Below are 10,659 nucleotides of genomic sequence, written 5' to 3'. Positions count from 1 at the left end.
TTTTAGATATGGGTTTTTTATATTATAATTTAGTCTATTAGGTCTGTTTATTTTAGATATGGGTTTTTTATATTATAATTTAGTCTATTAGGTCTGTTTATTTTAAATATTGGTAATTTATATTCTATTATTATTATTATTATCATTATTTGAAATGTATTGAATGATTTATAAATTATATTTTGATTTTAATATTTTCAATATTCTTATTATTTTATTCATAATATTATTTTCATAACTTATTTTTAATTTCTATCTTATTGATTTTCTATATTAAGTGATTTTTATACAATAGCTAACTTTATTAATAAGAATTATTATAATTATGAATATTATAAAAAATTAATGTTGATTATTGTATTAATAATGTTTATAAATATGATATAATTAAAGAATAGAAGGTTGTGAAGCTAGTGGAACTAATAGTAGCTAAGTTCGGAGGAACTTCGATAGGAAATGGAGAAAAAATAAGAAAAGCAGCCCAATCAGTTGTTAATGAATATATGAAGGGTAATAAAGTAGTTGTAGTAGTATCTGCAATTAACAAGACAACTGACAACCTTATAAAGATTGTTAAAGATTCTGTGGATTCTAATGTTACTGATAAACAGATGGCAGAAATATTATCTATGGGTGAAATGACTAGTGTAAGAGTAATGTCTTCAGTGATTGAGTCTTTAGGGGTTAAATCTGAATATATTGATCCTTACTCTGATAAATGGCCTCTTTTAACCGATAATAAAGTTCTTGAAGCTAAAATTGATTTTCAATCTTCAGAGATTATGAGTAAAGAATTGACTAAAATATTAGATCAAGGTATAATTCCTGTTGTATGTGGATTTTTAGGTAAAGGGCCAGATGGAGAAATCACTACTCTTGGTAGGGGTGGAAGTGATATTACAGCTTTCTTCTTAGGACATTGTTTAAATGCTGATGAAGTGATAATTGTTACTGATGTTGATGGAGTAATGTCTACTGATCCAAATAAGATTCAAAAAGCTAAAAAGCTTGATAAAATATCTGTAGAAGAAATGAGAGATTTAGCTACACATGGAGCCCAAGTACTTCATCCGCATGCTTTAAAATATAAGGATCCAATGATTAATGCTAAAATTATAAGCCATGAAAATGGTGACCTTTCTAAATCAGGAACTGTTATTGTTGGTCCTTATGAAGGTGAAATGATGAAAACCACCATGTTATATCCAGAACCAATATCTGTTGTAGCTATTGTTGGAGATGGAATGCTTAAAAGACCAGGCTTACTTTCTAAAATGACTACAATATTGGCTAAAAATGATATAAACATATTTGGCATTTCAGCAGGTCAAAATTCAGTAACTGTTTTCATTAATAAAAAGAATTCTGATAAAGCTTATCATTTATTACATGATATGGTTATTGATTCTGAAGAACTTAGCTCTCTTTCTTTAGGTAAAGAAATAGCTATGTTGACTCTTGTTAGTCCCGATTTTGTTGAAACTCCGGGGATTATATCGGATATCACTGTTCCATTAAGAGAAAATAATATCAATATTGTTGAGATATCTTCTTCTCAAACTGCTGTTGTTATCTTTGTGGAATGGGCCGATGGGGAAAAAGCTTTTGAATTGGTTAAAAACGTTTTAAAATAATTATAAATTTTAGATAAATTTGAAATTTAGATTTATAAAAATATAGGGATATTTAAAGTTTAGAGATATTTGAATTTAAAGTTTGTAAAAATTTAGAGATATTTAAAATAATGAATGTAAGAGGGGAAAAATATGAATTTTGAAGGTACTGCAGTAGCTATGATTACACCGTTTACAGAAGAAAATGAAGTTGATGAAGAGGGGTATAGAAAAAACATTAACTTTTTAATTGAAAATGGTGTCGATGGTTTATTAGCTGCTGGAACAACTGGGGAATCAGCTACTATTACGATTCCTGAACAAAAAAAACTTATTGATATTTTAATTGAGGAAGTAGATGGTAGGGTTGCTACAATAGCTGGAGCAGGAAGTAATTCAACAAACGATGCATTGGAGCTTGTTCAATATGCAGAAAGTGCTGGTGCTGATATGGCTCTTGTCATAACTCCTTATTACAATAAACCACAACCTCATGGGCTTGTTGAACATTATAAAGCTATAAATAACAATTCTGATATTCCTATTATAGTTTACAATGTTCCTTCTCGTACTGGTACAGATATTGATCCAGAAACTATAGCTAATGTAGCTGAATTTGAAAATGTTGTAGGTATAAAAGAAGCCAACCCTGATCTTGATAAATTATCTAAAACTAAAAAAACTTTAATTGAAGCAGATTTAGATGATAAATTTTCAATTTTATCTGGAAATGATGATTTAACTCTTCCTATGATGTCTATGGGTGCTAAAGGAGTTATCAGTGTTGTAGCTAATGTTGATCCTTTTAGAATGAGTCAATTAGTTAATAATTGTTTGGATGGTAGCTATGAAAAAGCTATGGAATTACATTATGAATTGTATGATTTAATGAAAGTTTTATTCATTGAAAGTAATCCTGTTCCTACTAAAGTAGCTTTAAAAATGTTAGGAAGGCCTTCTGGGGATATAAGATTGCCTCTTGCTCCATTAAAAGATGAAAATCTCTCAAAAGTTGAAAAAGTTTTAAATGATTTAGATTTATTATAAAATTATTTAAAATTATTGTAGGATTGGAATGAAAAAATTAAATTTAAGATTAGAATAAAAAATTAGATTTAAAATTGGGATTAATACAATTAAATTTTAGATTATGGGGCTATAATATGTTAAAAGTTGCTGTGACTGGAGCTGCTGGAAGAATGGGCTCTGGAATTATTAAAAAAATTCTTGAACAAGATGATATTGAAGTAGTAGCTGCTATTGAAATACCAAATACTCCTCTTGAAGGAAAAGATATTGGGGAAGTTATTGGTATTGGAAATATTGGTGTTGAAACAAGTGGTGCTGAAAATTTAGAATCAGTATTAAAAGAATCAAAGCCTGATGTTTTAGTTGATTTTACAATAGCTAATGCTGCATTTGAAACTATAAAAATTGCTGCTTTAATTGGTGTTAATCTTGTTGTTGGAACTACAGGTTTCACTGAAGACCAATCTAATGAAATTACCGAAATTGTTAAGAAATCCAATATTAAGGCAGTAATTTCTTCAAATATGGCGATTGGGGTCAATGTTTTCTTTAAAGTTTTAAGGGATTTATCTCCAATTCTTAATGATTTTGATATTGAAATAATTGAAGCTCATCATAATAAAAAGAAAGATTCTCCATCTGGAACAGCAATGACTGCATTTGAAGTGATAGCAGATTCTCTTGGTAGAGATACTGAGGATGTTGGTGTCTATGGTAGAAAAGGTCTTGTTGGAGAAAGAACTAAAGATGAAATCGGTATTCATGCAATACGTGGGGGAGATATTGTTGGAGACCATACTGTGATGTTTGTTGGTGAGGGCGAGCGCCTTGAAATTACTCATAGGGCTCATACAAGAGAAGTTTTTATAGCTGGTGTTATGAGGTCTTTAAGATTTGTAATGAATTCTGAATCTGGTAAAGTTAGTGATATGGCTGATGTTTTAGGAATTAAATAATATTCAATTAATAAAAAAATAATATTAAAAAATTATAAATTTTAATATAATCTATTAATTATAGTTATAATTTTATATAATTGATAAATTTTAATATATAGTATTAATTATAGTTATAATTTTATATAATTGATAAATTTTAATATAAATAGTAAATATGGCTATTTAATGAATAATAAATGAAAATTATAATAATAAATTATAATAATAAATTATAATAATAAAATTAGAATAATAAAATTATAATTATTTAAATTATAATAATAATAATAATAATAATAATTTGGTGATATGATGGTAAATGTAGGAGTACTTGGTGCAACTGGAATGGTCGGACAGAGATTTATTCAGCTGTTAGATAAACATCCTGATTTCGAGATAAGTGCTTTAGCGGCTTCTTCTCGTTCAGCAGGTAAAAGATATGAAGATGCTACAACTTGGTATCTTGATGATGCTATGCCTGATTCTGTAAAAGACATTGTTGTATCTGAAACAGAACCATCTGCAATAAGTAATGATGTTGATATACTATTTTCCTCACTTCCTACTGAAAATGCAGCTATTGTTGAACCAAAATTTGCAGAGAATTTTATAGTTGCATCTAATGCAAGTGCTATGAGGATGGAAAAAGATGTTCCTCTTGTAATTCCTGAAGTAAACCCTGAATTTCTAGATATTATAGAAGTACAACAGAAAAATAGAAATTGGGACGGTTTTATAGTTACTAATCCTAATTGTAGTACTATTGCACTAACTTTGACTTTAAAACCAATCTATGATAAATATGATATAAACAGGGTTTATGTATCAACTATGCAAGCTGTTTCTGGTGCTGGATACAATGGTGTTCCTTCAATGGCTATTGTTGATAATTTAGTTCCATATATAGGTAGTGAAGAAGAAAAAATGGAAAGTGAAACTCTTCATTTATTGGGAGATTTAGATGGTTTGGAAATAAAACCTGCTCAATTTGGGCTTACTACTTCTTGTCATAGAGTAGCTGTTTTAGATGGTCACACTGAAGCAGTATTTATTGAATTAGCTGAAGATATTGATATAAACAACATAAAAAGTGATATGGCTAATTTTAAAGCACTTCCTCAGGAACTCGACCTTTATTCTGCTCCGAAAAATCCTGTAATCGTTAAAGAAGAAGAAAATAGACCTCAACCAAGAATGGATAGAAATGCCGATGGTGGAATGGCTGTAACTGTTGGTAGGCTTAGAAAAGATCCAGTATTTGATAATAGTTTTAAATATGTTTTAGTTGGTCACAATACTATTCGTGGTGCAGCTGGAGCTTCTATTTTAAATGCTGAATTGATTAATAAAACTATTTTATAATTATTTTTTTTAAATTTTATTTTATTACATCTTTAAACTTTTTCTTTAAGATTTTAATATAATAAATTTATTTTTAATAAATTATAATAAATTTATTTTTAATAAATTATAATAAATTTATTTTTTAATAATTATGCTAAGTTATTTTTTAATAATTATTTCAAAATATTATTTCATGATTTACTTTATTTTCTAAATTTTATTTTTTAATTTTTTTATTTTCTACTTTTTATTTTCTATTTTTTATTATATTTTTTATTATATTTTTTTTAATAAGGCTAAATAATCAAATAATTATATATATGACTTTAAATAAACAATTTAACATTAATTGGAATATGATTTAAATCATAATTTATTATTTCAATAATTTCTCATTATATTTGATTATGATGAATATCATGTTTAATATAAATTAATCTATAGTTGTTATAAATTAACTTATATTTATTATTAATTAGTTTATATTTACTATAAATTAGCTTATATTATTATAAATTAGCTTATATTATTATAAATTAGCTTATATTTGTTATATAATTAGTATTTAATATAAATCATGATTTAATCATATTAATTTTAAAATTATATTGAAATATTCATTGAATGCTTTTAATGGTATTAAAAGGTATAAATTTTATTGAGTTTTGAATTATATATATGGATTTAATTAAAAGATTGTTAAAAATTGGATTTATTATGCTTTTTATGTATTATCATTATTAGGGAAATGTGATATTATGGTAGAAGATAAAGAGAAGATTAAGCTACAAAATCTTGTGAAATCTTGTTTATTAGAAATTAATGAGCTTAAGATAGATCTCATGAACCTTGAAAATGAAAAAAATCTTTTAAAAAATGATGATACTGCTGAAAAATTAAAAAATACTCTTAAAGAGAAAGAAGATTTAATTTCTAATCTTAAAGTTGATTTAAACAATCTTCAAGTTTCTCTCAATAATAAAGAGAATATAATAAACAACCAAGAATTAAAAATCCAAGATTTAAGTGATTTTAAAGATTCTTTTAATGATATTAAAATTGCTCTTGAAAACGATCTTAAAAAATTTAAAACACAGGAACTTAAAGAGTATAGCGATAAATTAGAGTCTTCTTTGGATACAATTGTTAAAAAAGATGAAAGAATTAATTCTCTCTTAAATGATATAAATTCATATAAAGAAAAAATTAATGATTTAGAAAGTGATATACTCAGTAAAGATAATTTAATAGGGCTTCAAAGGGAAATTGATTCTAAAGATAATGAGATTAAAATTTTAAAATCAGCTTCTGTAGATCAAGAAGTTTTTAAATCTATTAAAAAAGAATTAGAAGATAAAAAAATTAGAATTAACGAATTAGAAGAGATTCAAAAATCTTTTGAAGAAATAAAATATTCTTATGAAGAAAAATTGTCAGATAAGGATAATCGAATTGAGGAATTAGAAAAAATTAAACTATCTTTTAATGATATTAAAAACTCTCTTGAAAATGATATTGAACAATATAAAATCAAGGAATTAGGAGAGATTAATGCAAATTTAAAATCTGCACTTAACAAAATTGTTGAAAAAGACAATAAGATTAAATCGTTAGTTAATGAACTTAATGAGAAAAAATTAGAGATAAGAAAAATTAAGGATCAAAATGTTTCTAAAGCAGAATATGATAGAGTGAAAGATGAAATTAATATTAAGGATTTGAAAATCCAAAGATTAGAAGAGATTAAAGGATTATTTTCAGATTTAGATAAAAATTTCACTAATAAATCTCAGGAATCTTTAGATAAAAATAATGATTTAGATTCTGAAATATTGATTAGTGAAAAATCTTTTGAAAAAAGTGATGAACTGAAAAATATTCAAGATAGTGAAGATAATATTATAAATAATAATAATAATGAATTAATAAATCTTAAAAAGGAATTAGATTCTTGTAAACAAGCTAATAAAGAGCTATTGTCAATAAGAAATAATTATAAAAAAATAACTTCATCTCCAAAGAGTGATTTAACATCATTCCAGTCTCAAATTTATTATTTAATTCCTGAAAACCCAATGGATTCTCAAGAAATACATAGCTATATTCGTAAAATTGCATTTAAAGATATTTCTTACAACAATATAAACAATATAATAAGAGGATTAGAAAGAAAAGGTTATTTAAAACCTGAAGATCCTGAAAACCCTCAAGAAAGTAAATGGATTAAAATAGATAAAAAATAGGAATCTTATTTTATTGAATTTTTTATTTTAATTTTATTTCTTTATTTTTTAATTAATTTATATTAATTTTTTATTTTTAATTTTTATAAAAATTTTTAAATTTTATATAAAATTCAATTTATAAAATCTATATTTTTGTAATTTTTATTATATCTAGAATATAATTATATCTATAATATAAATAATATTTAATTAGTTTTATTCTTAAATATTATATTTTGATTGCTTTTTATCTATTCTGAAAAATTTTAATTTATTCACTTTAATTTTTATTCATCTTTAACAAAAGCTCGGATGTATGAAGCTTCAGCATCTATATTCATTGGAATAAAATAAGAATAATAATTATTTTTTGATAACTTATTTAAATTAGTAAGATTCTCTACAATCCATATATCATTTTTAAGAAATCGTTTATGGATTTTTGTTTCACCTATTTTATCAACTGAACATGTATCTATAGCTACTCCTTTAACTTTATTTTCAATTAACATGTCAGCTAATTCATTGGAGATATAAGGGTTTTTAGTAAAGTAATCATCATTGCCCCAATGTTTATACCATTCTGTTTTTAAAATAACAATTTTTTCAATTGGATTTTTGATATCAATATCTTTAATATTTATACTATCATTAACTATTTCTCTTTTTGTTTTTAGGATCGTAGCTTTCCCTATTAAAGTATTAATATCTAAATCATCGACTTTTTTTCCATTTTTAATATAATGATATGGGGCATCTATATGTGTTCCAGTATGTGGACTTCCGTTTATATTTGATAGAAAATAATCATCATCAGCTGTACTGAATTTTTCTATAACAAATTTAGGGTCCCCAGGATAAACTTGTGTATCTTTATTTAATTTATGGCTCAAATCAATATATTTCATTTTATATACCTATTAACATTATAATATTAAAATATTTATAAATTTAGTATTTTAATTCAAATATTTTATATATCTATCAATATTATAATATTCAGTATTTTAATTCAAATATTTTATATATCTATCAATATTATAATATTCCTTATTTTAATTCAAATATTTTATTATTTAAATATTCTATTTTTTATTTTTTAGAATATTTTAATTTTTAAATAAAATTATTAGTACTAATTTAAGATTTTTTTATTAGTTTAAATTAATTGTACTAATTTAGTATTATTATCACTAATTTATAGTATATTTTTAATATATTCTGGATTATTTTTGGGTATTACTTTTTTTAATAGTTATATTTAAATTATTAGAAAACTATAGAACTTCCGTAAGATTTATATATAACCTCAAACCCACTTTATATTGTAAATTTATTAAAGTTAATAGAAGTTAATAAATTTTAAATATCTTTGATATATCTATTTATTTAAGATAATTTTTATTTTTACAATATAAATGCTATAACTCAATTAATAGATTATATAAAATATTTAGCTATCTTGTAGCTAAATATTATCATATTTAATATCTATTAACTTTTATCATTATTGTAATTAAGTGGGAAATTATTTTAAATATAATATTAGTTTATTTAATGGATTTTAAAGTAATATTATGGATATATTAATTAGATATTAAATTTTTAAATATATTATTTAAAAAATAAATTATGAGGTGATTTTTATGGCACAAGGCCAAGGACAACCAATATTAGTTTTACCTGAAGGTACAAACAGAATTTTAGGCAGAGATGCTCAAAGAAATAATATTTTAGCTGGTAAAGTATTAGCTGAAACTGTAAGGACTACACTCGGTCCAAAAGGTATGGACAAGATGCTTGTAGATGGATTAGGAGATATTGTAGTTACTAACGATGGAGTAACCATTTTAAAAGAAATGGATATTGAACATCCTGCAGCTAAAATGCTTGTAGAAGTAGCTAAAACTCAAGAAGATGAAGTAGGGGATGGAACCACTACTGCTGTAATTATTGCAGGAGAACTCCTCAAAAAATCTGAATCTTTATTAGATATGGATATTCATCCAACTATAATTGCTATGGGTTACAGACAAGCAGCTGAAAAAGCTCAAGAAATTTTAGAAGAAATTTCTATTGATGATGTTGGAAAAGAAACCTTAGTAAAAGTTGCTATGACTGCTATGACTGGTAAAGGAACTGAAAAAGCTCGTGAACCTTTAGCTAAGTTAGTTGTTGATGCTGTACAACAAGTAGCTGAAGGCGATGATGTAGATACTGATCACATTAAAATTGAGAAGAAAGAAGGAGCTACTGTAGATGAATCTACTTTAGTTCAAGGTGTAATCATTGATAAAGAAAGAGTACATCCTGGTATGCCTAAAGATTTATCTGATGCTAAAATAGCTTTAATTAACTCTCCTATTGAAGTGAAAGAAACTGAAATGGATGCTGAAATCAGTATTACTGACCCTGCTCAAATGCAAGCTTTCATTGAACAAGAAGAAAATATGGTTAAAGATATGGTAGCTAAAATAGCAGATTCTGGTGCAGATGTTTTATTTGCTCAAAAAGGTATCGATGATTTAGCACAACATTACTTAGCTAAAGAAGGAATTATGGCTGTAAGAAGAGTCAAAAAATCCGATATTGAAAAATTAGCTAAAGCTACTGGTGCTACTGTTGTATCTAACATAGATGATCTTTCTGCTGAAGATTTAGGTTCTGCTGGAGAAGTAACTGAAAAGAAAATATCTGGTGAAGATATGATCTTTGTAGAAGATTGTAAAGAAGCTAAAGCTGTAACTTTACTCGTAAGAGGAAGCACAAAACATATCGTTGATGAAATCCAAAGAGCTGTTGAAGATGCTATTGGTGTAGTTGCTGCTACTGTAGAAGATGGTAAAGTTGTAGCTGGCGGTGGAGCTCCAGAGATAGAAATGGCTAAAAAATTAAAAGATTATGCAGAATCTATAAGTGGAAGAGAACAATTAGCTGTAAATGCATTTGCAGAATCATTAGAAGTTGTTCCTAAAACTTTAGCTGAAAATGCAGGTCTTGATAGTATTGATTCTTTAGTAGATTTAAGAGCTTCTCATGAAAACTCTCCTTATATGGGACTTGATGTCTTTGAAGGAGAAGTTACTGATATGAAAGAAGCTGGTGTAATCGAACCTAAACGTGTTAAAAAACAAGCTATTCAATCTGCTTCTGAAGCAGCTGAAATGATTTTAAGAATAGATGATGTAATTGCATCTGTTGGTGGAGGTGCACCTGATATGGGTGGTATGGATCCTTCTGCAATGGGTGGAATGCCTCCTATGATGTAATATTTTTACATCTTTTTTTCTTTTTTTCTTTTTTATAATTTTTTCTGGTTCATTTTTTTTGATTCTATTTTTCATATTCTAATTTACTAATTTTAATTTAAATATTAATTCTTATTTTAAAATCAATTGCTAATTAATAAAAAGTTATTTTAATAAAGATAAGATAATGAATCAATCAATATTTAAATTAAAATTAGTAAATATCATATAAAATTATTAAAATTAGTAAATATCATATAAA

Annotated in this window: 7 protein-coding genes; 6 read left to right on the top strand and 1 reads right to left on the bottom strand. The window is 25.4% G+C overall.

Annotation, left to right across the window (positions count from 1 at the left end):
• Nucleotides 1-413 precede the first annotated feature (413 nt).
• The 5 genes from Q0087_RS04355 to Q0087_RS04335 all read left to right on the top strand — a co-directional run bounded on the left by Q0087_RS04355 (nucleotide 414) and on the right by Q0087_RS04335 (nucleotide 7,167).
• Nucleotides 414-1,634, top strand: coding sequence for an aspartate kinase (locus Q0087_RS04355; RefSeq protein WP_297898066.1), 1,221 nt, complete (start codon nucleotides 414-416; stop codon nucleotides 1,632-1,634).
• A 132-nt stretch (nucleotides 1,635-1,766) separates the two neighbouring features.
• Nucleotides 1,767-2,660 carry a 4-hydroxy-tetrahydrodipicolinate synthase gene (dapA, locus tag Q0087_RS04350; RefSeq protein ID WP_297898064.1) on the top strand — a complete coding sequence of 298 codons (894 nt, stop codon included), beginning with the start codon at nucleotides 1,767-1,769 and terminating at the stop codon, nucleotides 2,658-2,660.
• 116 nt (nucleotides 2,661-2,776) lie between these two features.
• On the top strand, nucleotides 2,777-3,598 hold the full coding sequence (gene dapB, locus Q0087_RS04345) for a 4-hydroxy-tetrahydrodipicolinate reductase (protein WP_297898062.1): 822 nt from the start codon (nucleotides 2,777-2,779) through the stop codon (nucleotides 3,596-3,598).
• 294 nt (nucleotides 3,599-3,892) lie between these two features.
• Nucleotides 3,893-4,942, top strand: a complete 1,050-nt coding sequence (asd, locus tag Q0087_RS04340) for an aspartate-semialdehyde dehydrogenase (RefSeq protein WP_297898060.1) — start codon at nucleotides 3,893-3,895, stop codon at nucleotides 4,940-4,942.
• A 740-nt stretch (nucleotides 4,943-5,682) separates the two neighbouring features.
• Nucleotides 5,683-7,167: a hypothetical protein gene (locus tag Q0087_RS04335; RefSeq protein WP_297898058.1), complete on the top strand. Its 1,485-nt coding sequence runs from the start codon at nucleotides 5,683-5,685 to the stop codon at nucleotides 7,165-7,167.
• 269 nt (nucleotides 7,168-7,436) lie between these two features.
• Here the strand turns inward: Q0087_RS04335 and Q0087_RS04330 are convergent, their stop codons facing one another.
• Nucleotides 7,437-8,057 (bottom strand): cyclase family protein, encoded by a 621-nt coding sequence (locus tag Q0087_RS04330; RefSeq protein ID WP_297898056.1) that lies wholly within the window; start codon nucleotides 8,055-8,057, stop codon nucleotides 7,437-7,439.
• Between the two features lie 738 nt (nucleotides 8,058-8,795).
• On the opposite strand from Q0087_RS04330, the gene thsA reads away from it, so the two are divergent.
• Nucleotides 8,796-10,418: a thermosome subunit alpha gene (gene thsA / locus Q0087_RS04325; RefSeq protein WP_297898054.1), complete on the top strand. Its 1,623-nt coding sequence runs from the start codon at nucleotides 8,796-8,798 to the stop codon at nucleotides 10,416-10,418.
• Nucleotides 10,419-10,659: the final 241 nt, after the last annotated feature.

It is taken from the genome of uncultured Methanobrevibacter sp., from assembly GCF_937881195.1.
In the GTDB taxonomy this organism is placed as follows: domain Archaea; phylum Methanobacteriota; class Methanobacteria; order Methanobacteriales; family Methanobacteriaceae; genus Methanobinarius.
The sequence above is the reverse complement of the archived record's forward strand: the minus strand, read 5'-3'. Positions and strand labels throughout refer to the sequence as shown.

Bases quoted from the DNA above. Each gene is read 5' to 3' on its own strand.
- dapB (WP_297898062.1), top strand. From the start codon at position 2,777: ATGTTAAAAGTTGCTGTGACTGGAGCTGCTGGAAGAATGGGCTCTGGA.
- Q0087_RS04330 (WP_297898056.1), bottom strand. From the start codon at position 8,057: ATGAAATATATTGATTTGAGCCATAAATTAAATAAAGATACACAAGTT.
- dapA (WP_297898064.1), top strand. From the start codon at position 1,767: ATGAATTTTGAAGGTACTGCAGTAGCTATGATTACACCGTTTACAGAA.
- thsA (WP_297898054.1), top strand. From the start codon at position 8,796: ATGGCACAAGGCCAAGGACAACCAATATTAGTTTTACCTGAAGGTACA.
- asd (WP_297898060.1), top strand. From the start codon at position 3,893: ATGGTAAATGTAGGAGTACTTGGTGCAACTGGAATGGTCGGACAGAGA.
- Q0087_RS04335 (WP_297898058.1), top strand. From the start codon at position 5,683: ATGGTAGAAGATAAAGAGAAGATTAAGCTACAAAATCTTGTGAAATCT.